This window comes from Vogesella urethralis (genome assembly GCF_007644045.2).
GTDB lineage: Bacteria > Pseudomonadota > Gammaproteobacteria > Burkholderiales > Chromobacteriaceae > Vogesella > Vogesella urethralis.
The window spans coordinates 23,579-48,725 of record NZ_VMDW02000071.1 but is presented as its reverse complement, the minus strand read 5'-3'; the positions used below and the strand labels follow the sequence as shown (position 1 = coordinate 48,725).

21 protein-coding genes are annotated in these 25,147 nt (G+C 64.3%); 14 read left to right on the top strand and 7 right to left on the bottom strand.

The features are described 5' to 3' along the window. Positions 1–251 precede the first annotated feature (251 nt). From flgA to FLQ03_RS06915, 5 genes are all read left to right on the top strand, one after another. A complete protein-coding gene (gene flgA, locus FLQ03_RS06935) occupies positions 252–758 on the top strand; it encodes a flagellar basal body P-ring formation chaperone FlgA (protein ID WP_170252336.1) in 507 nt (168 codons plus the stop codon). A gap of 70 nt (positions 759–828) precedes the next feature. Next, positions 829–1,125, top strand: a complete 297-nt coding sequence (gene flgM, locus FLQ03_RS06930) for a flagellar biosynthesis anti-sigma factor FlgM (RefSeq protein ID WP_144373227.1) — start codon at positions 829–831, stop codon at positions 1,123–1,125. A 19-nt stretch (positions 1,126–1,144) separates the two neighbouring features. Then, a complete protein-coding gene (gene flgN / locus FLQ03_RS06925; RefSeq protein ID WP_144373226.1) occupies positions 1,145–1,609 on the top strand; it encodes a flagellar protein FlgN in 465 nt (154 codons plus the stop codon). A gap of 97 nt (positions 1,610–1,706) precedes the next feature. Continuing rightward, positions 1,707–2,624 (top strand): CobD/CbiB family protein, encoded by a 918-nt coding sequence (locus FLQ03_RS06920; RefSeq protein WP_144373225.1) that lies wholly within the window; start codon positions 1,707–1,709, stop codon positions 2,622–2,624. 105 nt (positions 2,625–2,729) lie between these two features. Then, entirely contained in the window at positions 2,730–4,235 is a 1,506-nt protein-coding gene (locus FLQ03_RS06915; RefSeq protein WP_144373224.1) for a DEAD/DEAH box helicase, read from the top strand. Between the two features lie 87 nt (positions 4,236–4,322). Here FLQ03_RS06915 and FLQ03_RS06910 read toward each other — a convergent pair whose 3' ends face one another. After that, positions 4,323–6,545 (bottom strand): TonB-dependent receptor, encoded by a 2,223-nt coding sequence (locus FLQ03_RS06910; RefSeq protein WP_144373223.1) that lies wholly within the window; start codon positions 6,543–6,545, stop codon positions 4,323–4,325. Beyond that, the gene (locus tag FLQ03_RS06905; protein WP_144373222.1) at positions 6,538–7,734 is read right to left on the bottom strand and encodes an MFS transporter; all 1,197 of its coding nucleotides are present in this window, start codon (positions 7,732–7,734) and stop codon (positions 6,538–6,540) included. Before FLQ03_RS06905 ends, FLQ03_RS06910 begins: the two co-directional genes overlap by 8 nt. A gap of 261 nt (positions 7,735–7,995) precedes the next feature. Here FLQ03_RS06905 and FLQ03_RS06900 point away from each other — a divergent pair, with 261 nt between their 5' ends. From FLQ03_RS06900 to FLQ03_RS06865, 8 genes are all read left to right on the top strand, one after another. Continuing rightward, positions 7,996–9,663, top strand: coding sequence for an IucA/IucC family protein (locus FLQ03_RS06900; RefSeq protein ID WP_170252335.1), 1,668 nt, complete (start codon positions 7,996–7,998; stop codon positions 9,661–9,663). Further along, entirely contained in the window at positions 9,660–10,688 is a 1,029-nt protein-coding gene (locus FLQ03_RS06895; protein WP_144373220.1) for a GNAT family N-acetyltransferase, read from the top strand. The genes FLQ03_RS06900 and FLQ03_RS06895 overlap by 4 nt, the downstream gene beginning before the upstream one ends. Further along, positions 10,685–12,442: an IucA/IucC family protein gene (locus tag FLQ03_RS06890; RefSeq protein ID WP_170252334.1), complete on the top strand. Its 1,758-nt coding sequence runs from the start codon at positions 10,685–10,687 to the stop codon at positions 12,440–12,442. The genes FLQ03_RS06895 and FLQ03_RS06890 overlap by 4 nt, the downstream gene beginning before the upstream one ends. Before the next feature lie 17 nt (positions 12,443–12,459). Next, complete coding sequence (locus FLQ03_RS06885) at positions 12,460–13,761, top strand: lysine N(6)-hydroxylase/L-ornithine N(5)-oxygenase family protein (RefSeq protein ID WP_144373218.1); 1,302 nt, start codon at positions 12,460–12,462, stop codon at positions 13,759–13,761. A 63-nt stretch (positions 13,762–13,824) separates the two neighbouring features. Then, positions 13,825–14,652, top strand: a complete 828-nt coding sequence (locus tag FLQ03_RS06880) for an ABC transporter ATP-binding protein (protein WP_170252333.1) — start codon at positions 13,825–13,827, stop codon at positions 14,650–14,652. Further along, the gene (locus tag FLQ03_RS06875; RefSeq protein WP_170252332.1) at positions 14,646–16,634 is read left to right on the top strand and encodes an iron ABC transporter permease; all 1,989 of its coding nucleotides are present in this window, start codon (positions 14,646–14,648) and stop codon (positions 16,632–16,634) included. The genes FLQ03_RS06880 and FLQ03_RS06875 overlap by 7 nt, the downstream gene beginning before the upstream one ends. Next, on the top strand, positions 16,631–17,395 hold the full coding sequence (gene fhuF / locus FLQ03_RS06870; protein ID WP_144373215.1) for a siderophore-iron reductase FhuF: 765 nt from the start codon (positions 16,631–16,633) through the stop codon (positions 17,393–17,395). Before FLQ03_RS06875 ends, fhuF begins: the two co-directional genes overlap by 4 nt. After that, the gene (locus FLQ03_RS06865) at positions 17,385–18,245 is read left to right on the top strand and encodes an ABC transporter substrate-binding protein (RefSeq protein WP_170252331.1); all 861 of its coding nucleotides are present in this window, start codon (positions 17,385–17,387) and stop codon (positions 18,243–18,245) included. The genes fhuF and FLQ03_RS06865 overlap by 11 nt, the downstream gene beginning before the upstream one ends. An 86-nt stretch (positions 18,246–18,331) precedes the next feature. On the opposite strand, the gene FLQ03_RS06860 is transcribed toward FLQ03_RS06865, so the two are convergent. The 4 genes from FLQ03_RS06860 to pdxR all read right to left on the bottom strand — a co-directional run bounded on the left by FLQ03_RS06860 (position 18,332) and on the right by pdxR (position 22,621). Then, on the bottom strand, positions 18,332–18,898 hold the full coding sequence (locus tag FLQ03_RS06860) for a LutC/YkgG family protein (RefSeq protein ID WP_144373213.1): 567 nt from the start codon (positions 18,896–18,898) through the stop codon (positions 18,332–18,334). Then, entirely contained in the window at positions 18,895–20,277 is a 1,383-nt protein-coding gene (locus FLQ03_RS06855) for a lactate utilization protein B (protein WP_144373212.1), read from the bottom strand. The genes FLQ03_RS06860 and FLQ03_RS06855 overlap by 4 nt, the downstream gene beginning before the upstream one ends. Then, the gene (locus FLQ03_RS06850) at positions 20,274–21,029 is read right to left on the bottom strand and encodes a (Fe-S)-binding protein (protein ID WP_144373211.1); all 756 of its coding nucleotides are present in this window, start codon (positions 21,027–21,029) and stop codon (positions 20,274–20,276) included. Before FLQ03_RS06850 ends, FLQ03_RS06855 begins: the two co-directional genes overlap by 4 nt. 83 nt (positions 21,030–21,112) lie before the next feature. Continuing rightward, positions 21,113–22,621, bottom strand: coding sequence for a MocR-like pyridoxine biosynthesis transcription factor PdxR (gene pdxR, locus FLQ03_RS06845; protein WP_144373210.1), 1,509 nt, complete (start codon positions 22,619–22,621; stop codon positions 21,113–21,115). A 144-nt stretch (positions 22,622–22,765) separates the two neighbouring features. Here pdxR and gabP point away from each other — a divergent pair, with 144 nt between their 5' ends. After that, positions 22,766–24,157 (top strand): GABA permease, encoded by a 1,392-nt coding sequence (gene gabP, locus FLQ03_RS06840; protein ID WP_144373209.1) that lies wholly within the window; start codon positions 22,766–22,768, stop codon positions 24,155–24,157. 56 nt (positions 24,158–24,213) lie between these two features. Here the strand turns inward: gabP and FLQ03_RS06835 are convergent, their stop codons facing one another. Further along, complete coding sequence (locus FLQ03_RS06835; protein WP_144373208.1) at positions 24,214–25,116, bottom strand: cation diffusion facilitator family transporter; 903 nt, start codon at positions 25,114–25,116, stop codon at positions 24,214–24,216. Between the last annotated feature and the right edge of the window lie 31 nt (positions 25,117–25,147).

Genomic DNA, 25,147 nt, shown 5'->3' with positions numbered 1-25,147 from the left:
TAAGCTCGTTTGTTGGGTTTGTTTCAAACAATTGTACGAATTGTTGCCGCAGCCAGCCGGTTTGTTGTTCTGGCGTTACAATTTCAATCATGAATCGATATTTTTTTCTCCTCCTGACGGGGCTTGGCTTGCCGGCCCAGGCTGCAGAGCCATTGCGCCTGCCCGAGCGGGCTGCACAGTTGTTTCTGCAGGCAGAGCGGGGAGCGGATGGTTACGACTACCGGTTGTTGCCGGTACGGCAGAAGACGCAGATGCCGGCCTGCCCGCAGGCGCTGGTAGCCGCCTGGCCCGCAGGTAGCAGCGCACCACGCAATGCGGTAGAGGTCAGTTGTCAGGATCTGGGCTGGAGCTTGCGTTTACCGGTACAGGCCAGTGAGTTGCCGGTAGCGGTGGTGGCGACGCGTCTGCTGCGTCGCGGAGAAGTGTTGACGGCCGCCGATGTGCGGCTGGCGCCGATTGCCCGTAACCAGCAAGCGCAGGGCTTGCGCGACCTGCAGCAAGTGCTGGGCAAGATGATCGACGCCACGGTGCCGGCCGGTGCCTTGCTGCAAGGGGCGCAATTGCGTGCGCCTTATGTTGTCAAAATGAATCAGCCTGTACGCCTGCTGGCAAGGGGTGAAGGTTTCGCTGTCGGCAGTGATGCCATCGCGCTAGGCAATGCTGGCGTGGGTGAGCGTGTCAACGTGCGGGTAGGCAGCGGCAAGGTGGTTTCGGCCGTGGTTGAGGACGACGGTACGGTTTCTGTGAACGTGCCCTAAAAAAAGCGTCAAGTTTCGGATTTTTCGGGCGATAATAGGAATAACCGATTGAAAGTAGTGCAGGTGAATCATGAAAATCGACAACACAGGCAAGGTCACTGCAGGTTATTCAGTACCTAGCCGCACCAACGCCAAAGAAAGCGACGCTAGTGCCAAGGCCTCTTTGCGTGCCGACGGCGAAAGCGTTGCGATCAACCCGTTCGCCAGTCGCTTGCAGGGTATGGAGCAGGCTGCCGCCGCCGAGCCGGCTTTCGATGCCGACAAAGTGGCGTCGATCAAAGCTGCCATCGCTTCGGGTCAATTCAACATCAATCCCGAGGCAATTGCCGATAGCCTGATCGCTTCCGCCAGGGAGCTGCTGGCCTGAGCGGTAATGGACTGACGTAATGGATGTAGACGCATTTCTGGCCTTGTGCCAGTCGGAAATGGCCTTGCTGGACACGCTGCAGCAAACGTTGCAGCAGGAACAGCAGGCCATTTTGCGTATGGATGCCTTGCGCATCGACACGCTGGCAGACGCCAAACTGCAGCAACTGCAGCAACTTTCTGACGTTCGGTCGGCACGGCTGGCGCTGCAACAGGCCGCCGGCATTGCAGCGCCGGAAAGCTGGCTGCCCTGGCTACAGCAAGCCTTGCCCGAGGTGCAACAGCAATGGCAAGCGCTGGAGCTGGCCATGCTGCGCCTGAAAGCCCTGAACGAAATCAATGCCGACTTGGCGGACGAGCGCATGCAGTTTGCTGGTGCCGTTATCGACAAGCTGCGTAGTTCGATGCAGGGTGTAGATGGCTACGGTCGCCATGGCACCCTCTCCGCATCGGTAGGCGGCTCCCGCCGTCTGGGCTCGGCCTGATCGTGGCTCAAGGCCGGCGCATGCCGGCCTTCCTCCGCCGCCTGCTGCTTTTGTGGTATCTTCCTCCGCGGGCAATAACCTTTTCCTCTGCTGATCCATGACCCTGATTTCACTTATCGCCGCGCTGGCGCTGGAGCAGTTCCGTCCGCTGGGTAACCGTAACCGGGTGCTGTTGCTGTTCATCCGTTACGCCAACCATCTGGAACGCACGCTCAATGCCGGTTACAACCGGCATGGCGTACTGGCCTGGCTGTGTGCGATGGTACCAGCGCTGCTGGTGGCAGCCGGAGGGTATTACCTGTTGTACGCCATCAACCCCTTGCTGGGGCTGGTGTGGAACGTGCTGGTACTGTACCTCACCATGGGCTTCCGTCATTTTTCCAGCTATTTTTCCGAAGTGTCGCTGGCGCTGAATGACGGGCAAGAGCTGGAGGCCAAGCAGGCGCTAGCCAGCTGGACCGGCCAGCCCACCGCCGAATTGTCGGTCGGCGAGGTATCCCGCCTGGCCATCGAGCAAGGTGTGGTAGACAGCTACCGCCACGTGTTTGGCACCATGTTCTGGTTCGTGGTGCTGCCCGGCCCCAGTGGCGCCGTGCTTTACCGCTTTACCCAGTTGCTGGCGCAGAAATGGGGCAACCGCAGTGCCGACGATCTGTTTGGTCGCTTTGCAGGGCGTGCCGGCGAATGGCTGGACTGGTTGCCGGTGCGGTTGACTGCGGCCAGCTTTGCCGTGATGGGCGACTTCGAGGATGCCGTGTACTGCTGGCGTTCCCAGGCGCGTACCTGGGGCAACTACGCTACCGGCATCCTGCTGGCATCCGCTGCGGGTGCCTTGGGCGTCAAGCTGGGCGACCCGCTGCGCCAGAATTACACCCTTAATTTCCGCCCGGAGCTGGGGGTTGGCGATGACGCCGACCCGGCTTATCTGAAGAGTGCGGTAGGCCTGGTATGGCGTACCGTGCTGCTGTGGCTATTCGTGATCCTGCTGACCAGTGTGGTCAGCCTGTTCGGCTAGCGCCGGGCCTGCAGGCGCCGCCAGGCATTGGCGGCGCTTCGCTTTTTTTAACGTTTGCATAACGGTGTTGCCGCACGAGACGGCGAGACCGATGGAGTTCCTGACATGTCGTTTGCCGAGCTAGGCCTGGCACCTGAAATCCTGCGTGCCATCGACGAAATGGGGTACTCGGAAGCTACCCCCATCCAGGCCAAGGCCATTCCGTTGGTGTTGTCCGGACGCGATCTGCTGGCTGCGGCCCAGACCGGTACCGGTAAAACCGCCGCCTTCCTGTTGCCGATCCTGGAGCGTCTGAAAAAGTTTGCCAACCCCAGCGTGTCGCCGGCCATGCACCCGGTACGCGCGCTGATCCTGTCGCCTACCCGCGAGTTGGCCGACCAGATCGGCGTCAACGCCCGCGCCTACACCAAGTACCTGCCGCTGCGTAGCATCACCATTTATGGCGGCATGAACATGGACCCGCAGGTGGCCGACCTGCGTCGTGGCGTCGAGATCGTCATCGCCACGCCGGGCCGCCTGCTGGATCATATCCAGCAGAAGACCATCCAGCTGAACAAGGTGGACGTGCTGGTGCTGGACGAAGCCGACCGCATGCTGGACATGGGCTTCATCCAGGACATCCGCAAGATCATGTCGCTGCTGCCCAAAGAGCGCCAGACGCTGCTGTTCTCCGCCACCTTTGCACCGGAAATCAAGAAGTTGGCCGCCGACTTCATGCGCGACCCGCAAACGGTGGAAGTGGCGCGCCAGAACTCCACCAACGCCCAGGTAGAGCAACTGGTGTTTGCCGTAGACGCCTACCGCAAGCGCGCGCTGCTGTCCCACCTCATCCGCCAGCGCGAGATGAGCCAGGTGATCGTGTTCTGCAAGACCAAGATTTCCGCCGACCAGCTGTCGCGCGACCTGAAACGTGACGGCCACGCTGCCGAGGCCATCCACGGCGACAAGGCGCAGAGCGCCCGCCTGGAAACGCTGGAGCGCTTCAAGAGCGGCGAGGTCAAGGTACTGGTTGCCACCGACGTGGCCGCCCGTGGCCTGGATATTTCCGAGCTGCCGTTCGTCGTCAACTACGAAATGCCGAATTCGCCGGAAGACTACGTGCACCGTATCGGCCGTACCGGTCGTGCTGGCGCGTCCGGTGTGGCCATCTCGCTGATGGCGCCGGACGAAACCCGCCAGCACGAAGCCATCGAAAAACTCACCAAGCAAACGCTGACGCCGCTGCCGCCGCCGGAAGGCTTCGGTGCGCGCCCGCCGCGTGACGAGACCGATAGCGCACCGCGCCGCGAGCGCAGCGAACGGCCGGAGCGCGCCGAGCGCCAGGAACGTAGCGCGCGCCCGGAACGCACAGAACGCCCGGAGCGCAGCGAACGTGGTGAGCGCGAAGAGCGCCGCGAACGGCCCGAGCGCCATAGCCGCGATCGCCACGACCGCAACAGCAATAGCGAACGCAATGCCACCACCTATACCAGCAACCTCGACCGTCGCCGCGATGGCGACGATGGTGAAGGCGAAGGCCGCAAGGTAGTGAAGCTGGGCATTGGCGGCCGTATCCTGCCGCAACGCCAGCGCGAGATTCCAGCCCTGCTGCTGCCGCCGCGCTACAAGTAATCCATTATGTTGCTGCAGCATTGGCTGCCAGCAAAAAACCGCCGTTGCCCTTCGGGGTCCGGCGGTTTTTTCATGCCTGCGATGCGCTTAGTATTGGAGCGAATAGCTAGCACCCAAGGTGCGGCCACGGCCCTGGAAGTCGACTACCTGGCTGGCGATCAGGCTGCCATAGAAGGCTTTCGCACGTTGGCCCCAGATGGTGGTGTACTGGCGGTTGAACAGGTTCTGCACACCAAAACTCAGGGTGCCGCGTGGCAACTGGTAACTGCCCAGCAAGTCGGCGACAGTGTAACTGTGCAACTGTTGGGCTTTGCTGTCGCTTAGGCCGAAACTGTGTACGCCTTGCAGCCGGAGGTTGAGGCGATCGTGTTGCCAGCCGGTATACAGCGTCAGCTTGGAAGGGCTGGCACTGGTGATGTCCTGCTTCACATAACGGCCGTTTTCTTTCTTTTCTGTCTTGATGGCCAGGAAGTTGCCGCCAAGGCGCCACTGCTCGCCCAGGTTCACACTGGCATCGCCTTCCACGCCATAGTTGCGGGTGCGTTGGTCGAGAAGTTGTATCGCCATGCTAGTACGATCGAAGACGATATCGCGGTTGGATAGCGCGTAGAACGCTGCCAATTGGGTTTGCCAGCCGCTGCCTTGTTTGTGCCAGCCCAGCTCCAGTTGTCGGGTCTTGATGCCTTGCAGTGGCGAGGCCTCCACACTGACACCCTTATTCAGTTGCCAGCGGCCGCTATTGCCACCCACCAAAGTGTAGTTGCCTTGCCCGTAGTACTTGGCCGGATCTGGCAGCTCGAAACCTTCGGCGTAGTTAAGGTAGAGGCGTTGGCCCGATGCCGGTTTGAACACCAGTCCGGCATTGAGCAAGGTGACGGCGTAGTCGTTTTGCCCACCGCGGATGCTGTCGGCGCTGGTACCGTAACCGCTGGCCATCAAGGTCTGCTGGGTCGCAGCCACAAAGTCACCGACTTTGATCTTGGTGCGCTGGTGACGCACCCCGGCGCTGCTGGCCCAGCGTTCATTCAGCGTCCAGTCCACATTGGCAAACAGGGCCTGGGTCTGGGTACTGTAGGCGGGATAGCGGCCCGTCTCCCCCGTCTTGTTCAGTGTCAGGCCGCCGCTGCTGTAACCGGTGCGTGCGTCGAACAGTATCTGGCGCGCGTCAAAGTCTTCCTTGCCCACCTCGACACCGTAGTGCAGTTTGATGTCATCGAATGCTTTTAGCAGCACGGCTTTCAGTCCGTGGGCATCGGTCTGTTGTCGCGAGGCACTGTAGTAGGGCACGGTGGTGCTGCCTACACGGTTGCTACCCGGAAACGGGTTAAAGTCCAGCGCTTCGCTGCGGGTGCTGCCTTGCAGGTAGAAAGTCTGGCCGCCTGGTGCATCGGGTAGCTGATAGTCAAAACTGCCTTGGGTACGGCGTGTGCGCGGCGTCAGGTCTGCCTTGAAACCGTCGCGTACGGCCAGCTGCGAAGTGTTGGTACTGCCTGCCAGTGCCGCGCTCAGATTGCGGCCCAGGTACAGCGCCTTGTCGCCTTCGTAGCCGGAATCATAAAACTGTGCTGCCAGTTTCAGGCTTTGGCCACGCGGCAAGGCAATATCCACATTGCCCAGCACGTCTAATGCTTGGTTGTACTGCAGATCAGTCTGGGTGATATCCGGTTTTACTTGCGTACCGCCAGCATCGTAGGCCGCCCCGTTGCGCTGGTAGACCACCCCCAGTCTGGCGCTGACCTGCTCGTTGCCGCCTGCAACCGACTGCGCCACTCGCCAGTCCAGGTCGCCATCGTGGAAGCCACTGCGCAAGCCGACTTCGCTGCTCAGTTGCAATGTTTGGCTACCGCGTTTGGTGATGATGTTGACGATGCCGCCGGTCGCCCCGCCTCCGTAGACGGCGCTGGCGCCGGACAATACCTCGATCCGCTCGATGTTGAATGGATCGATGGCGTCGAACTGGCGGGACAGCGAGCGAGAGCCGTTGAGCGATACCCCGTCTATCATCACCTGCACGCTACGTCCGCGCAGGTTCTGCCCGTAATTGGTTCGCCCTTGCGGCCCGATATCCATGCCGGGAATCAGCTGGCCCAGTACTTCTTTCAGCGGTACGCCCGCTCGTACCTGCTCTTGTAGTGCTTCGTTCTCAATCACCCAGACAGTACGCGGCAGGTCGCTGATTCTGGCCGGTACGCTGGATGCCGTCACGGTGGTGGTGTCCAGGCTGACTGGCTCTGCGGCGGAGGAGGAGACGCTGCTTAGTGCCAGCGGGACGGCCAGCGCCAGTGGGGCGAGTATGAGTGGCTTATGCATGATGTGTTCTGCTTTTTTCAGGGTTGAAGGAAGGAGGGGCCACGTTCCAGGCCTGCGCAGCGAGCACGGAGGCCAGCAGCAGCGCCAACCAGAACGGTGATGCCGCTTGCCAGTCGTACAGCACACCGGCACCGGCGGCGGCCATGGCATAGCCGCAGGTGTGCAACATGGACAACGCGCTGGCGATAGCCGACTGCTGGTCGGCACCGGCAGATAGCGAGGCCTGCGCACTATAGGCAGGGACAAGCACGGCGGTGCCTGTACCCAGTAGTAAAAGGGCTAACCAGGCCTGCCACAGTGCGCTGCATAGCGCCAGTAGCAGGCAGGCCGCAGCCAGGCAGCCGGTGCCGCCCAGCAACAAGCCCCGGCCCGGCGAGCAGCGCGGTATCACCAGCACTTGCAGCAGCAAAATCAGCAGCGCACTGCTGCTTAGCAGCCACCCCAGCTGCTGCGATACCGTTAACGCATCCAGTGCCAGCTGCCGCTCCAGCCAGGGGCCGATAGTGAATTGCACCAAGCCCATAATGGCCTGCAGCAACAGGGCGAATGCCAGCCAGCGGCGCAAGCGCTGCCAGCCTCGTGCGCGCAGAGGGCTATTGCTTGTCGTCACGGGGGCGGGCCGGCACAAAGGAAGCAGCAACAGCGGGAGCAAGGGGCACACTGCCAGCAGGAAAAACGGGCCGTTGACCGAGAGCGACAATGTGGCTGCACCCAGTGCCGGGCCTAGCAGCCGGCCTGTGTTAAGGCCTGCAGACAGGCGCGACAGTACCGGCAGCCGGTTATCGGCGTCGCTCAGTGCGGCCAACCAAGCCTGGCATGCCGGAAGCAAGGCACTGACCGTCATGCCGTACAACACGCGCCCCAGCAGCAGCGTTTCTTGCTGCCATGCCCAGTCAGGCCCCTGTTGCAGCTGCCACCACAGCAGACCATGACTGACGCTAAAACCCAGCAATGCGATAGCCAGCACCCGTCGGCGTCCAAGCCAAGCGGTCAGCCAGCCCCAGAGCGGCACACCCAGCAAGAACAAGCCCGATCCGAGCGCCAGCGTACTCCCCACTGTCGCCATGTCCAGGCCGCTGCGGTTCAGGATCAAAGGCAAAAAAGCAAACAGCGTGGTCTGACCCAGCCCCATGGTCAGCGCAGCACTGGCCAGAATGGCCAGCGTGGTGGCAGGCACGCATTTGTTCACGCTTTATTTCCTTGTGTTGGCTCAATGTATCGATAGTTGTTGACATCATATCTGAATTGCAATTACAAATACAAACCATTCTCATTTGATTTTTTGTCGGCATGATCATGGCGGCAAATAGCAACCAATGCTGGCTTATTGCTGGAGATAACGATGGATCAATGCCATTGCGTGAATGATGTCGCCTCGCTGAACGCGTTTGCGAATGCCTTATGGCGGGAATGGCCGCATGCCAGGCTGCAGCACACGGCAGCGGGCGAGATGCAACTGGTTCTGCCACTTACCCAGCCTGGCGGCACGTTGCATTTGCCTGTTCGCCAGGCCAGTCTCGCGGGGCGGCACCGTTTTGATGGCCGTGTGCTATGGCAAACCAGCGCAGGTTTGCAGCCGCTGGATTTCACTCGCATGGTGGCCTTGCTGGCTGCCGAGCCAACGCTGGCGCCCGGTAGTCATCACCGCACGCGACGTCTGTTCTTGCGCCGGGTGCTGGATAGTGCGGCCAACATCGACCGGGCCGAGTCTGCGCGCGTTGACGCCATGACGGGTCTGGCCTGGCCGCAGGCCGACTATCTGGCAGCGGAGCAAGGCCTGATTTACGGCCATGCCGTTCATCCCACCCCGAAAAGCCGTGACGAGTTCACCGCGGATGACGTAGTGCGCTACAGCCCGGAGCTGGCGGGCCGTACGCCGTTAGCCTGGTTTGCAGTGCGCGAAGAGGCGCTGTGGTGCAGCGCGGTGGACGGCAGCGACGCCAAGGCGCAGCTGCAGGCTGTACTGCAGGCTGACCCGGCGATGGCGGCGTATTGTCAGCGTTTTGCTGCGTGCGACGGCTGGACGTTGCTGCCGGTTCATCCCTGGCAGGCTAACGTTTTGCGCCAGCATGCGGCGTACCGGCACTGGCTGGCTCGCGGTAGCCTGCACGATCTGGGCGAGGCGGGTGGCGACTGGTTTCCTACCTCGTCATTACGCACGCTATACGCTCCGCAGGCGCCGGCCATGCTGAAATTTTCCTTGTCGGTACGCCTCACCAACTCACGCCGCGTCCTGCAGCCGGCAGAGGTTGGGCGTGGCAGGCTGATTCATGCGGCCTTCGCCAGCAGCCTGGGGCAGCGCTTGCAGCAGCAGTGCCCCACGCTGCGCATCCTGCACGAGACGGCTGCCTTGGCATTGGCATGGCCCGATGGCCAACCGCTGGCCGAAAGCTTTGTCATCCTGCGCGATAACCCCTTCCGTAGCGGCAGTACCCATTACGTGATGGCCACCCTGTGCCAGGACGGCATGCAGGGCATGTCGTCCATGGTGAGCCGCCTGGTGCAAACGCTGGCGGGGCAGAGGGGGCAAGCGCTGTCCGAGGTGACTACCCAGTGGTTTGACCGTTTCCTGCACTGCGCACTCACCCCGTTCCTGATCGCCCAGGCCCGCTACGGTTTCCTGTTCAGTGCCCATGCACAGAACACGGTACTGGCCATAGAGGGCGGCTGGCCCGCCGGGATCTGGTTCCGTGACTGCCAGGGCACCACTTTCCGTCCGGAAACCATCGCCGCGCTGGCCGGTGAGGTGCCGGGCATCAAAGCGGCAAGCGAACTGGCCTTCGACGAAAACATGACGAACCGCCTGTTCGGTTATTACCTGATCGTGAATACCGTGTTCGGCTTGATTACCGCGCTGGCGGCGGACGGCTGCGCGGACGAGCTGGCCTTGTTACGCCAGCTGCGTCACCACCTGGTGTTACTGCGGCGCGAGCCGCTGGCTTACCCGCATTTCATCGATTACCTGCTGCACAGCCCGCAGCTGATGGCCAAAGGCAACTTCATGATCTGCCTGTGCGATGTCAACGAAACCACCGATGCCGGCGCGTCTTTCCGTTCCTACGTGCCGCTGAGCAACCCGCTTTCCCTCCCGGAAGTGACCGGAGCCCACCCCGCATGAATGCCTTTGCCTTGATGATTGCCCGTGGCCAACTCGCCGATGCCGTACTGGATGATGGCCAGCTGGTCTGCTTGCTGAACGACGAGCCGCTTTGCCGACTGCAACTGCAAACGGTTGATACGCATCACCTGCGTCTGCTTGGCACCATACCGGCATTGCCCGGCCTGTCGCCGGATTGCCTGCTGCCTGCGCTCGCGCAACTGTTTTGCCGCCAGGGGGCGCTGCAAACGGTCAGCCTGCAATTGGCGGTTGACGCCGACTTTGCCCGCCAGGCTGTCCGTAGCGGGGTAGCCTCGCAATGGCTGGCAGACGGCAGCCTGCTGTGCAGTCGTGCCGCCTTCTGGCAGCACAGCCGTTTGTGGCTAACCCAGCCTTCCTCGGCGGGCATGCCTTTGGAGTACGTGATGAGCGGTGAAAAGCGCCATCCCAGGCGGCCGCCGCAGCCCGAGGGGGTGGTATATCGCCGCTACCTGCCGCAACTGGATTCAGTGTTCAGCTTGCGCGTTGCCACGCTGGCACAAGACCTGGACCACTTCCATGGCTGGATGAACCAGGACCGCGTGCATCGCTTCTGGGAGCTGGCAGGCGACCGCGACAGCCATGCCGCTTATCTGGCCGCTCAGATCGATAACCCGAAAGTAGTGCCGCTGATCGGTCAGTTCGACGACGAACCGTTTGCCTACCTGGAAAGCTACTGGGCACGCGAGGACCGTATCGCCCCGTTCTACGATGCTCAAGACTACGACCGCGGTTGTCATGTGTTGGTGGGGAACAGCCGCCACCGTGGCCCGGCCAAGGTATCCGCCTGGCTGCGTGCTACCTGCCATTACCTGTTTCTGGATGAGCCGCGCACGCAGCGCGTGGTGGGTGAACCCCGTGTGGATAACACCCATTTCATCGCCTATCTGCAGCAGCAAGGCTTTGCCAAGCTGAAAGAATTCGACTTCCCGCACAAGCGTGCCGCCATGATGGTGCTGGAGCGGGAAGCGTTCTTTGGCCAGTATGGCCCATGGGGGCAGCCATGAGCGTGCAGCCATCGCACCAGGCGCACTGGTGGCAGCTGGCCAACCGCCGTCTGCTGGAAAAAATCCTGTCCGAGTTCAGCTACGAAGGGCTGGTGTCACCGCAGTCGCAGCCTGTCGGCGACGGGCTGCTGCGCTACCAGCTGCCGCCAGAGGCCGGCGGCTGGCATTGGCTGGGGCATACCAATCTGTGGGGACAGAGCATCGTGCAGCCCGGTAGCGTGCGCGACGCCGACGGCCAGCCCGCTGGCGATGCGCTGACATTGCTGCGTAGCGTGCTGGTACCACTGCAGCTGGACGCGGTAACCCTGGCCAACTACCTGCATGAAACCCAGCAAACACTGGATGCCGATGCCCGGCTGCTGGCTGCCCGGGGCGGATTGTGCGCAGCCGACTGGCTGGCCCAGCCGGATGATGCGGTACAAGCCTTGCTGGATGGCCACCCCAAGGCCATTCCCAGCAAGGGCCGGCTGGGCTGGAGTGCCCGCGATAGCCAGCGTTATGCGCCGGAACAGCCAGCAGGCTTCCGCCTGCGTTGGCTGGCTGTCAGCACGACGCTGGCGCGCCCGGTCTACGCCGCCGGCTGGGATGCCGCCCGCCTGCTGGCCCACACCTGCGACGCCGCCGATGCCGCTCGTCTGCAGGCCAGTCTCGACAGCCTGCCCGGACACTACAGCCTGCTACCGGTGCACCCCTGGCAGTGGCAGCACCGTATTGCCAGCCAGTACGCCGCCTTGTTTGCCAACGGCCAGCTGGTCGACCTGGGCGACGGGCAGGCGCTGTATCGTGCCCAGCCGTCGCTGCGCACCCTTTACCACACGACACAGCCCAAGGCGGCCAACCTCAAGCTACCGCTGTCCATTCTCAACACCTCAGCCTATCGCGGCCTGCCGGCAACGTATCTGGCCATGACGCCGGCCCTCTCCGACAGCTTGCAGCAACTGCTGGCTACCGACCCCTTGTTGGCCGCCTGCGGTTGCCGGGCGCTTGCCGAGCCGGCGGCCCTGTTCGTGCCGCATCCGGTATACCACGGCCTGTCCGGTGTGCCGTATCAGCTGGATGAAATGCTGGGCGCCGTCTGGCGAGACAGCCCTGCCAGCCAGTGTGCGCCTGGCGAGCGGGTACTGATGGCGGCCGTCCTGCAGCAGCACGATGACCGCGGCCAACTATTGTCTGCCGTGATGATCCAGCGCAGCGGCCTCTCTGGCGAAGCCTGGCTGACCCGTCTGTGCGATGCTGCCGTAATCCCGCTGTATCACCTGCTGGCCCGCTACGGCCTGGGCTTCATCGCCCATGGCCAGAACCTGATGCTGCGCTTTGCCGGCGACGTACCGGTGGGGGTGGTGCTGAAAGACTACCAGGGCGATGTCTTCCGCGCCGAGCAGGGCTGGGGCGCCCCACCAGGCATGGCTGACAGCCTGTGGCAGGCGCTGCCGGCTATGCCGCCCCACTACCTGCTGCACAACCTGTGGACCGGCCTGTTTGCCAGCGTTTTCCGCTTTCTGGCCAGCAGCCTGCACCAGGCAGGCCTGGTTGACGAGCGGGCTTTCTACCGTTTGCTGCGCCAGCGCCTACACGCTTACCAGCAGGCCCACCCTGCGCTGACGCAACAGTTTGCGGCACTGGATCTGTTCCAGGCCGAGATGCCACGCCTGTCGCTGAACCGTGCTCGTTTTGCTGCCGGCTATGCCGATAGCGCAAGCCGGCCTATCCATGCACTGGGGCCGGCCATTGCCAACCCCCTGTGCCAACCTTGAGGCAAGTGAAAGACGTCATGGATTCCTTACTCGATGTCGCCGGCGTTGGTGCCGGCCCGTTCAATCTTAGCGTGGCCGCGTTACTGGCACCGGTGGCACGCATTCGCAGCCGTTTCTTCGACCGTCGCGCCGGTTTTGACTGGCATCCCGGCATGATGCTGCCAGGTGCCCGCTTGCAGACCTCGTTCCTGAAAGACCTGGTGACGGCTGCCGACCCTACCAGCCCTTACTCCTTTTTGGCCTACCTGGTGTCCCAGCGCCGCTTTTACCGCTTCATCAATGCCGAGTTCAGTCATGTCGAGCGCCGCGAGTTTGCCGATTACTTGCGCTGGGTGGCGCAGCAGTTACCGAATGTGCAGTTCGGCAGCACGGTGCGCGAAGTGACCCTGGCCAGCAACGGTTTCCGCCTGCGGCTGGATGATGGCAGCGCACGGGCTCGTGATCTGGTGGTGGCAACCGGCACCACGCCGCGGGTGCCAGCCTGGGCAGCACCCTGCCTGGGGGCGCGTTGCCAGCACACACAGCACTATCTGAGTGAACCGTTGCCGCTGGCAGGCCTGCACGTAGTGGTGATCGGTGGTGGCCAGAGTGGCGCCGAGGTCGTGATCGACCTGTTATCCGGCCAGCGTGGCGAGCTGGCGTCGCTGACCTGGCTGTCGCGGCGACAGACGCTGGAGGCGCTGGACGAGTCGCCGTTCGCCAACGAGTTTTTTACGCCGCATTACGTCGAGGCATTCCACCGCCTGCCTCACAGCCGCAAGCCGGCGATTGTGGCGCGCCAGAAGCTGGCCAGTGACGGCATCTCGCCAGATACCCTGCGCCAGCTGTACCAGTTGCTGTACAACCGCAGCTTCCTGCAGCAGGCAGCCAGCCCGCTGCGTATCCTGCCGCAGCGCGAGGTGTACGCCATGCAGGCGCACGGTAGCGGCTGGCAGTTGATGGCACGCAACGGTTTCGATGGTGGCAGCGAGCTGCTGCATGCAGACAGCGTGATCCTGGCTACCGGCTACCAGACGGTGCTGCCCGAGTGCCTGACCCCGTTACGCGAGCAGCTGCAGCTGGATGGCGAAGGCCGCTTTGTGCTGGCGCGCGATTTTTCGGCGCAGTGGCAAGGCCCGGCCCCGGCGCGCTTGTTTGTCCAGAACGGCGGGCGCTACAGCCACGGCATTGCCGACCCGCAACTGAGTCTGGCTGCATGGCGCGGCGCCACCATTGCCAACGCCATACTGGGCGAAGCCCGCTACGTTACCGAAGACGCTGCCTTACCCATCGAGTGGGAAAGCCGGCAGCCGCAGGCACTGGCCGACCTGGCCGGTTGAGTCACCTTTTACTTGTTGCCGGCTGGCGTGCTCACCCCAGCCGGCATGGCCGTGAACGACACCATGAACGATTTGCACGCTGCTGCGCCGACAGGCGCAGCACTTTCTGCCCGCCAGTTGCAATTGCGCCTGGGCGGGCGCCTCATTTTGCCGTCCCTGTCGCTGGCGATACCGGCCGGCCGCGTGACGGCCTTGTGCGGCCCCAATGGGTGCGGCAAGAGCACCTTGCTTCGTGCTTTAGGCGGTTTGCTGACGCCGGATGCCGGTAGCGTCTGGCTGGGGGACACCCCGCTGGCGTCGCTGACGCCACGGCAGCGCGCGCTGCGGCTGGCCATGTTGTCACAGTCTCCCGCGGTACCCGGCGGCATGACGGTGGCCGAACTGGTGGCCTGTGGCCGTTTTGCCCACACCGGGTTGGCCGCACGGGCCAGCCAGCAGGACGACGAGGCGATCGACCGTGCCTTGCAGCTGGCGGGGCTGGCGGCGTACGCCAACCGCACCGTGGCAGACTTGTCCGGTGGCGAACGGCAGCGCGCCTGGATTGCCATGGCGCTGGCGCAAGGCGGTGACGTGTTGCTGCTGGATGAGCCCACCACTTATCTGGATGTCCGTCACCAGCTGGAGGTGCTGCACCTGGTGCGGGCACTGAACCGCCGCCACGGTCTGACCGTCGTGTGGGTGCTGCATGACCTGAACCAGGCCAGCCACTTTTCTGACCACATGGTGCTGATGGCAGAGGGCAAGGTGGTGGCTGCCGGTGCCCCGGCGGAGGTGGCCACGCCTGCCTTGTTGCAGCAGGTCTTTGGCGTGCCGATGTGGCAGGGCATGGTTGACGGGCAAGCGGTTTGCCTGCCGCGCTTGCAGCCATTGCAGGAGGCCTGCCCGTGTTGAAGCTGCCATGGACCCGTCCTGCTTTTCTGATCGGTTTGTTGCTGTTGCTGCTGGGCTGGCAACTGGCCGGCCCTTTGCCGTCCGGCCGCGTGACGTTACTGGCCTGGCAGCAGGGCAGGGTGTCTGCCGACACCTTATGGCTGGCCTGGTGGCAACTGCGTCTGCCAAGGCTGGCTGCCACGGTACTGGCCGGCGCAGCGTTGGGCATGGCCGGGCATTTGCTGCAGAGCCTGTCGCGGAACCCGCTGGCTTCGCCAAGCGTGCTGGGGGTGACTGCCGGTGCGCAGCTGGGTCTGATTGTGGCGGTATTGCTGCCAGCCGGCATGGCGCTGGCTGCCGTGCCGGCAGTGTTCGGTGGTGGCCTGCTGGCGGTAGCACTGTGCTTTGTCGTCGCCGGCGGTTGGCAGGCGCACCCGTTGACGCTGGTACTGGCCGGTACCGTGGTGTCGCTATTGCTGTCGGCGGTGGTCAGTTTGCTGATGGTGCTGTTCGATCAGCACGTGGCCGGGGTGACGCTATGGAGTGCCGGCTCCCTGTTCCAGAACGGTTGGCAAGGCGTGCAGACGGTGCTGCCCTGGTTCCTGCTGGCCTGCGTGCTGGCCTGGCGCTACCGCGCTGCCTTGCCCTTGTTGGCGCTGGGGGACGATAGTGCGGCTAGCCTGGGTCTGGACGTTGGCCGCAGCCGGCGCCGCCTGTTACTGGTGGCCACTTTGCTGTCGGCGGTTGCGGTCACGCTGGCAGGCCCGGTGGCGCTGGTGGGGCTGATGGCGCCCAATCTGCTGCGTCTGGCCGGCTTGCAGCACCCGCGCCGCCTGTTGCCGGCATCTGCCCTGGCGGGGGCCATCCTGCTGGCGCTGGCCGACCCGATAGCCGACTGGCTGGCCGATACCAGTCGCAGCCTGCTGCCACTAGGGGTGGCCACGGCACTGGCCGGAACACCGCTGCTGCTGTGGCTGATCGGGCGACAGGGGCACCTGTCTTTGCCGCCGCCTGCCGCGACAGCCTGGCAACCCTATTGCCACGCCCGTCGTACGGCAAGCTGGCTGCTGCCGCTCTGCCTGCTGCTGTTGTGCGTGGCGCCGGGCGTATCGTTTACCCAGTATGTGCAAGCCTGGCAACAGCCGGATGCTCTGGCCGACTGGTGGCTGACGTTGAGATTGCCTCGCGTATTGCTGGCCGCTGGTTGCGGTGCATTGCTGGCCTGCAGTGGCGTGTTGTTGCAGGGGGTAGTGCGCAACCCGCTGGCCGGCCCGGAGCTGATGGGCCTGTCACAGGGAGCGGCGCTGATGGTACTGGCCGGGCTGGCCATGCTGGGGTCTGTTTCGCCGTGGGGGCGTCTGCTGCTGGCCTTGCTGGGAAGTGGCATCGTGCTGCTGGTGTTGCTGGCCATCAGCCGGCGCCATGCCTGGGCCCCGTTACAACTGGCCCTGGCCGGCATGGCACTGGCCACGCTGGGCGGTGCGCTGGGTAGCCTGCTGGTGGCGCAAGCCAAACTGCAGGTAGCCCAGGCCGTCACCTGGCTGGCTGGCAGTACCTATGGCCGTGGCTGGGACGAAGTCAGCCTGCTCGCCTGGGCCATGGTGTGCTGCCTGCCGCCTGCACTGTACCTGGCCCGTGCGCTGGATCTGTTGGCCTTGGGCGATGAGGTGGCGGCCAGCCTGGGGCTGGCGGTCGGGCGCAGCCGCGGCCTTGCTTTGCTGTTGGCGGCGGTTTGCAGCGCGGCGGCCGTGGCGGTCGCCGGGCCGGTCGGGTTTGTCGGCCTGGTTGCGCCGCACCTGGCCTTGCTGCTGGGCGGTCGCAACCATCGCAACCGGCTATGGTTGGCGCTGCTGCTGGGCATGGTGCTGGGCGTGCTGGCCGACTGGCTGGGGCGCAGTTTGCTGCAACCTCGTGACATGCCGTTTGGCATTGTCACCGCTTTGCTGGGGGCGCCTTATTTCTTGTGCTTGCTGGCAGCGCAACGACAGCGGAGGGTGGCATGACGCACCCGCGCCTGCAGATGCGCGGGCCGCTGGCACGCTTTGCGCACTGTGTGCAGCTGGCCGGGGAGCCGGCACCCGCTAGCACATGGCCGCTTGGCCACTTGTACCGGGCAGACAGCGTGCCGCCCATGCTGGCCGGCTACTTGCGGTCACAGCCTCCCGCACCGCGCCGTGCGCTGCTATCGCAATGGAGCAAAGGCTATCTGGCGGCCTGGCTGGTACCGCAGCTCGGTTTGCGCTACCTGGCCGGTTGGCAGTTGCCGTTGCAGGCTCAGCAACTGTGGCTGGATGCCGAGGGGGCTGTCAGTGCCTTTTGCTATGCCGACGCTGGCGGCCCCGCCGGCACGGTGGACGATGAGCAGTGCTGGCACGCCTGGCTGGAAGGATTGCTGCGGCCAACCTTGCCGCTGATGGCACGCTACGGTGGTGTGTCGGTACGGGTGTTGTGGAACAGTGCCGGCAATCTGCTGGAAGCCATCTGCCGGCAGCTGCCGCAAGGCGAGGCCTTGCAGGCACGCTGGCTACAGGCCGAGTGCTGGCCATGGCAGGCTGCCGGCGAGCGCAACCCGTTGCGCCAGCCGGTGCATTATGTGCCCCCCTTGCTGCCGGAGCGGGACACGGCACCCACCCGCTTGCGGCGCCTGTGCTGCCTGCGCTACGAGATCCCCGGTCAGGTGTATTGCGCTACCTGTCCCCATCTGACAAGACTGGAACACGATGAACTGGAAACGCTCTGGCAGCACTGGCGCCATGAAGATTGAGTTGAACCGCCGTCAGCTGCTGGCCGCTACGGCGGCGCTGGCGATGCCGGCGGTACGCGCTGGCACCGCACCGCGGGTGGTGGCGCTGGAGTACCACGCGGTGGAAATGGCGCTGGCGCTGGGCGTGACGCCGGTGGGGGTGGCCGACCCGGCGGGCTATGCTCGCTGGGTGGGGGTCGGCAAGGCGGCGTTGCGGCACAGCCAATCGGTTGGTACCCGGCAGCAGCCATCGCTGGAACGGATCGCCCAACTGCGACCGGACCTGATTGTGGCTGTCGACTTTCGCCATGCCGCGCTACAGCCTTTGCTGTCCAGCCTGGCGCCCGTATTGCTGTTGCCAAGCACGGAAGGCGACGGTTTGCAAGCGGTGTACGATGATCTGGCCCGCATGGCCCAGGCGTGTGACCGTGTGGCGGTGGGCAATGTATTGGCTGCCGGGCTGGCGGCCAGCCTGGCACAAGGGCGGCAGCGGCTGCAGTTGGGCGGATGGCATGGCCGACAGCTAGCGCCGGTACAGAGCATTGCCGGTGTGCCGCAGCTATGGGCGTTTACCGGTAACAGCGTGCCGGGCGGCCTGCTGCGCGCACTGGGGCTGGACGGCCCGTGGCAAGCGCGGAGCAGTCGCCAGGGCGTCGAGGTCCGTACCGTAGAAGACTTGCTGACGCTACAGGCAGGCTTGCTGCTGCTGAGTGACGGCAAGGCCAGTCTGAGCCAGTCACCGCTGTGGTCGCAGCTGCCGGCGGTGCGGCGCGGGGCGGTCACCCGTTTGCCCGGCGGTTTATGGCCGTTTGGCGGGCCGCTCTCCACCCGGCGCCTGGCCGAGGCCATGGTGGATGCCATGCTGGCCTAGCGGCTTGCCGTGATATGCCGTGCCCGGCATTGGCCGCAAAAAAAGCGGCCACACGGGCCGCCAAGGAAGCAACAACTTACCGCAATTCAGACAAAAATCACCAGTGCCGCCATGGCACCGTGCGCGCCCATCACCAGGCTTTGTTCGATATCGGCGGTGCGCGAGCTGCCGCTGATGAAGCCGCCAAAACCGTGCTCGCGGATGGCAATACGGCGGTAGGCGTCGCGCATGGTGTCCACGATGGCGTCGCGCGGTACCACCAGTACCAGCTTCTGGGTCAGGAAGTAGATCGAGCGCCACTGGTTGTCGGCGTGGCTGACCCATACTGCCGCGCTCTCGGCTACCGCCAGTTCGCCGGGCACGATGGCCACGTCCACGTCGTGCCAGGCGTGCGGGCTGGCGCTTTCTTCGTGGTCTGCCCGGGTAAGGTCCACCAGGCGGCCGTGTTGCGGCCAACGTTGTTGCACCACGCTCAGCACGCTGTCGCCGTCGGCCAGCTGCACGGCGTCGCCGCCCAGGTTGCGCACCAGAGTGCGGAAGGCGTCGAACTTGTCGTCAAAGGTGATGAACGGCACCGCGTCGATGTCCGGCAGCGCCGGGCCTTGCGGGCGGTTCTGGCGCAGCCGCGCCAGGATCTGTTCTCGGCTGCTCATGCTTTTTTCTCCTGACGGGCTTGCCACATTTCCTTGAAGCTTTGTTCCGGCATCTCCGGCAGCGCCCGGCCGGCGCGTGACCAGGCGCTGTGGCGGGTGAGGCTGTCCGGCACGATGGGCACCACCTTGCGCATCACCTTGCCGCCGGCGTCCATCAACGACGGGTGCTGGGTGAGGAAGCGCATCGCCAGCAGGCCCATTTTCTTGGCCGGCTTCAGCGTGCCGGCGTCGAAGGCGCGCTTGCGCTGCAGCACCAGTTGCTCGTGCAGGTTGATTTTTACCGGGCACACATTGCTGCACGAACCACAGGTAGTGCAGGCAAACGCCATGCTGCCGTGCTTTTTGATGTCGCGGCTGGGCCCCAGGGTGGAACCGATGGGGCCGGGGATGATGTAGCTGTAGCTGTGGCCGGTACTGCGGCGGTACACCGGGCAGGTGTTCATGCAGGCGCCGCAGCGGATGCAGCGCAGGCTCTGGTAGAAGTCGTCGTTGCCCAGGATGTCGCTGCGGCCGTTGTCCACGATCACGATGTGCATCTGGCCACCGGGGCGGGCGCGGTGGAAGTGCGAGGTGTAGGTGGTAATCGGCGAGCCGATGGCTGAACGCGCCAGCAGGCGGGTGAACACGCCCAGGTGTTCCAGCCGCGGAATGATTTTTTCCAGGCCCATGCTGGCGATGTGTATCGGCGGCAGCGCGGTGCCGAGGTCGGCGTTGCCTTCGTTGGTACACACCACCACGCCACCGGTTTCGGCAATGGCGAAGTTGACGCCGGTCAGGCCGGCGTCGGCGCTAAGAAAGTGTTCGCGCAGGTTGGCGCGCGCGGCGTGGGTGAGGTAGGTGGGGTCGTTATTGCCCGCCTCGGTGCCCAGCTCGCGGTGGAACAGCTCGGAAATCTGTTCTTTCTTCAGGTGAATGGCCGGCATCACGATGTGGCTGGGCGGCTCTTGCCGCAGCTGCACGATGCGCTCGCCCAGGTCGGTATCGATCACCTCGATGCCGTGCTGTTCCAGATAAGGGTTCAGCCCGCACTCTTCGGTGAGCATGGACTTGGACTTCACTAGTTTCTTCACGCCCCCGGCGGCCAGAATGCCGTGCACGATGCGGTTGTGCTCGTCAGCGTCGGCTGCCCAGTGCACGGTGACGCCGTTTTTCTCGGCGTTGGCCTGGAACTGTTGCAGGTACTCGTCCAGCCGCGACAGCGTGTGCGCCTTGATCTGCTGCGCCAGTGCGCGCAGTTGCTCCCATTCCGGCAGCTGCTTGGCCTGCATGTCGCGCTTCTGGCGTACCCACCAGATGGCGCTGTCGTGCCAGCGTGCCTGTTCGCGGTCTTGCAGGAAGGCGGCCGCCGCTTCGGCGTGGTGGATATTGTCGTGCTTCATGCTGCGCCTCCGCGACCGGTGAGGATTTCCACGATGTGCAGCGGGCGGATCGGGCGGCAGCGATGGCGGATGATGCCGCCCATGTGCATCAGGCACGACGGGTCGGCGCCAACGATGTACTGCGCGCCGGTGGCTTCGTGCTGCGCCACGCGGTCTTCGCCCATGGCTACCGACACTTCCGGCTCGTCCACGCTGAAGGTGCCGCCAAAGCCGCAGCACTCGTCGCGGCGCTCCGGTTGCTTGACCTCGATGCCGTCTACCAGCTGCAGGATGCGCTCCAGTCGCGACTGGTAAGGAATCATCAGCTCCGACGGTGCGGCGTGACCCAGCTCGCGCAGGCCGTGGCAGCTTTGGTGAATGGATACCGTGTGCGGGAAGTACACCGGCTTCGGCAGTTTTTCCACCTTCAGCACGTCTTGCAGGAATTCCACGATTTCGTAGATGCGCGGCTGCAGCGCCTGGTAGTCGGTGTTGTCGGCGATGTACCACGGGTAGTGGTGCTTGACGTAGGCGGTACAGCTGCCGGACGGCGATACCACGTAGTCGTAATCCTTGAAGATGCCGGTAAAGCGCTGCGCGGCAGTACAGGCGCCGTGGCTGTCGCCGTTATTGCTCAACGGTTGGCCGCAACAGGATTGTGCCAGCGGGTAGTGCACGTCTACGCCATAGCCTTCCAGCAGCTCGGCAGTAGCCATGGCCACGTGCGGGTACAGTTCGTTGACGAAACAGGGGATGAAAAGGGCGACTTTCATGGCGGTGTGCAGTTTCTCCGGCGCAATGCCCAGTAGGGCTTGTCCTGATTAAAGCCGCTGCACCGCCGGATGCCAATGCGGAATTACCCTTGCGCCGGCAGCAGGCAATGCTGACGGATGACGGCCGCCAGCACGGCAAAGTGGCGCGGGATGTCGGCCTCGTCCACATGGGCGTAGCCCAGCAGCAGGCCGGCTTGTGCCGGGCCGGCGCGGTAATACTGGCTGAGCGGCCGCGTCAGCACGCCGGCTTGCTGCGCAGCGTGGCTGACGGCCAGGTCGTCGCTGCCCGGTGGCAGGCCCAACACCAGGTGCAGGCCGGCCGAGCCGTCGTGGATGGGCAGGCTGTCGCCAAAGTGCAGGCGGATGGCGTGCAGCAGCGCCTGGCGCCGTTGCGCGTACAGCTGGCGCATGCGGCGGATGTGCGCCACGAAGTGGCCTTCGGCGATGAAGTCGGCCAGCACCGCCTGCGTCAGGTACTGGCCGCCCCGGTACAGCTCGGACAGCCCGGTCTGGAAGCTGTGCACCAGGCTTTCCGGCACCACCATATAGGCCAGGCGCAGGCCGGGGTACATCACCTTGGAAAAGGTGGCCAGGTAAATCACACGCCCGTGCTGGTCCAGCCCCTGCAGCGATGGCAGCGGTGGCCGGCCGTAGCGGAATTCGCTGTCGTAGTCGTCTTCCACGATCCAGCTGCCGTGGCGACGCGCGTGCGCCAGCAGGCGCCGCCGCCGCGCCAGGCTCATCACCGCGCCCAGCGGGTACTGGTGCGACGGCGACACAAAAATCAGCCGCGCCTCGCCGTGGCCGGCGTCTACCTGCAACCCTTCGTCGTCCACCGGCACCGGTACCGTGTCCAGCCCGGCGCTGCGCCATACGCTGTGCACGCCCCAGTAGCCCGGTTCTTCTACCCAGGCCTTGTCGCCTGGGTCGCCCAGCAACAGCGCGATCAGCTGCAGCGCGGCGTGGGCGCCGTTGGTGATGATGATCTGCTCCGGCGTGCAGCGTACGCCGCGCGAGCTGCGCAGGTAGTCGGCCAGTTGCTGGCGCAGCGCCGGCAGGCCGGGGCCAACCGAGTAGGTGAGCAGCTCGGGCTGCGGCTTGCGCCACTGGCGGTTTTGCAGCCGCATCCAGGTACGGGCCGGGAAGGTACGGATTTCCGGCACGCCGGGCATGAAGGCGCCCCACTGCCGCTGGCCGGCGCCGGCCTGGCTTACCAGGTCGTGGCCACGGCGCGATACCAGGCTATCGGCCGGGCGGGCCGGGGGCAGGGAGGCGGCCGGCTGGCCGTGCAGGCGGTCGGGGCGGGTATCCAGCACAAAGGTGCCACGGCCAACGCCGGCGCTGACGTAGCCCTCTGCGGCCAACCTTTCATAGGTGTGCAGTACGGTGTTGCGCGCCACCCCGAGCTCGTCGGCCAGCTGGCGCGAGCTGGGCAGCCGCAGCCCCGGTGGCAGGATCTCTTGCAAGATGCCGTCGCGGATCAGCCGGTACAGCTGCTGGTTGTTGCTTTCACTGTCGTCACGGCGGAATTGCAGTAGCAGCAGGTCGCTCAGTAGCGACGGCGCGCTGGCGGGCTGGGCGGGGCTGGCCATGATTGGCTCCATCAAAAAACCGGAATTGGGTCTAAGTATATCGCCATTCGGGTCGTACACTGCGCGCGGGCAGCCAAGGCTTGCCCTGACAAGAAGGCCGCTGACGGCACGTGTCACATGGACCCGATAGAGAGAAACCCCTGAATGACTGCATCTTCTTCCGGCTTGAGCCACGGGCTCAAGCAACGGCATGTCACCATGCTGTCCATTGCCGGCGTCATTGGCGCCGGCCTGTTCGTGGGCTCCGGCCACGCCATCGCTGAAGCCGGCCCCGCGGTACTGATTGCCTACGCCTTTGCCGGCCTGCTGGTGGTGCTGGTAATGCGCATGCTGGGCGAAATGGCGGTGGCCTCGCCCGATACCGGTTCGTTTTCCACCTACGCCGACCGTGCCATCGGGCACTGGGCCGGCTACATCATCGGCTGGCTGTACTGGTGGTTCTGGGTGCTGGTGATTCCGCTGGAAGCCACCGCCGCCGCCACCATCCTGCACGCCTGGTTTGCCGGCGTGCCGATGTGGGCGTTTGCGCTGGGCATTACCGTGTTGCTGACCATCACCAACCTGTTCAGCGTGAAGAACTACGGCGAGTTCGAGTTCTGGTTTGCGCTGGTGAAAGTGGTGGCCATCGTGCTGTTTCTGGCCATTGCCGGCGCGGCCATCTTCGGCCTGATTCCGGGTAGCCAGACCAGCGGTGTGGCCAACCTGATGGCGCACGGCGGCTTCATGCCTAACGGCTTCGGCGCGGTACTGGGCGCCATGCTGACCACCATGTTCACTTTCCTGGGCACCGAGATCGTCACCATTGCTGCGGCCGAGTCGGACAACCCGCAGCAGCAGATCACCAAGGCTACCAACTCGGTGGTATGGCGCATCAGCTTGTTTTATCTGGGTTCCATCTTCGTGGTGACCTCGCTGGTAGCGTGGAACGACCCGCAGCTGCCGCTGCAGGGCTCCTACCAGCGCACGCTGGAGCTGATCGGCATCCCCAACGCCAAGGCGCTGGTGGACGTGGTGGTGCTGGTGTCGGTAGCCAGCTGCCTGAACTCGGCGCTGTATACCGCCTCGCGCATGCTGTATTCGCTGGCCTCGCGCCGTGACGCCTTTGCCCTGTTCGGCGAAGTGGCGCCCAACGGTACGCCGCAGAAGGCAGTACTGGGTTCGATGGTGGTGGGCTTCCTGATGGTGATTGCCAACTACCTGGTGCCGTCCGAAGTGTTTAACGTGTTGCTGGCCACCTCCGGCACCATCGCGCTGCTGGTGTACCTGGTGATTGCGGTATCGCAACTGCGCATGCGTCAGCGCATGGAGGCGAAGGGCGAGCAGCCGGCGTTCCGCATGTGGCTGTTCCCGTGGCTGACCTGGGCGGTGATCGTATTCATCTGCGCGGTATTGCTGCTGATGGCGATCCGCCCGGATCACCGCATCGAGGTACTGGGTACCGGCATCCTGACTTTGCTGTTGGTAGTGGTGGGCTGGCTACGTTCGCGTGCACTGGGCACGCCGTGGCTGGACAGCCCGCTGCCGGCACGCAGCTGATCGACCCTGCTGTTGGACTTTGACAGCGTTGGCCCCTGCATTGCAGGGGCTTTTTTTTATGATGTGATGCGGGGAGCGGCAACCGGATCGATGTGGGTCATCACGTCCAGCACGTGGTGCTCGGCCATCACCCGTGCCCGGGCATTGGCGGCGATGTCGTGGCCCTGGTACACGGTGAGTTCGCCATCGATTTCCAGGTGCACGTCTACCAGGATCTGGTCGCCCATATGACGGGTACGCATGTCGTGCAGGCCCTGCACGCCCGGCGTGGCCAGCAGCGTGGCGCGGATGGCCTCGACGGTGTCGTCATCGGCGGCGCGGTCCATCAGCTTATTGAGCGCGTCCCAGGCAAACTGCCAGCCGGTGCGGCCAACCATGAAGCCCACCAATGCGGCCGCCAGCGGGTCCAGCCAGGTATAACCAGCCAGGTTGCCGATAATGCCGACCGCCACCACCAGTGAGGAGGCGGCGTCGGCGCGGGCGTGCCAGGCGTTGGCCACCAGCATGCTGGAGCGGACTTCGGTGGCGATTTTCAGCATGTAGCGGAACAGCAGCTCCTTGCTGGCCAGCGTGAACAGCGCGGCATACAGCGCGGCCTGATGCACCGCTGCCAGCGGCGTGGCACCGGTGAGCTTGTTGCCAGCGCTCAGCAGCATGCTGCAGCCGGCAGCCAGCAACAGCAGCCCCAGCACCAACGAGGCGGCGGTTTCGTAACGCTGATGGCCGTACTGGTGGTCGGCATCCGGCGCCTTGTGGCTGTGTTTGCGCGCCAGCAGCGCGACAAAGTCGGCAATCAGGTCGGACAGCGAGTGCAGCGCATCGGCCACCAGTGCCTGCGACCCCGCCCACAAGCCGGTGATCAGCTGCATGGCTGTCAGGACGATATTGACGCCCACGCTGACCCACAGGCTACGGTGGGCGGCGCGTTGCAGCGGGCTATCGGGGTGAAGGCTGGCCATAAGGTGGCTCCGGATAAAAATGCCAGCCTGC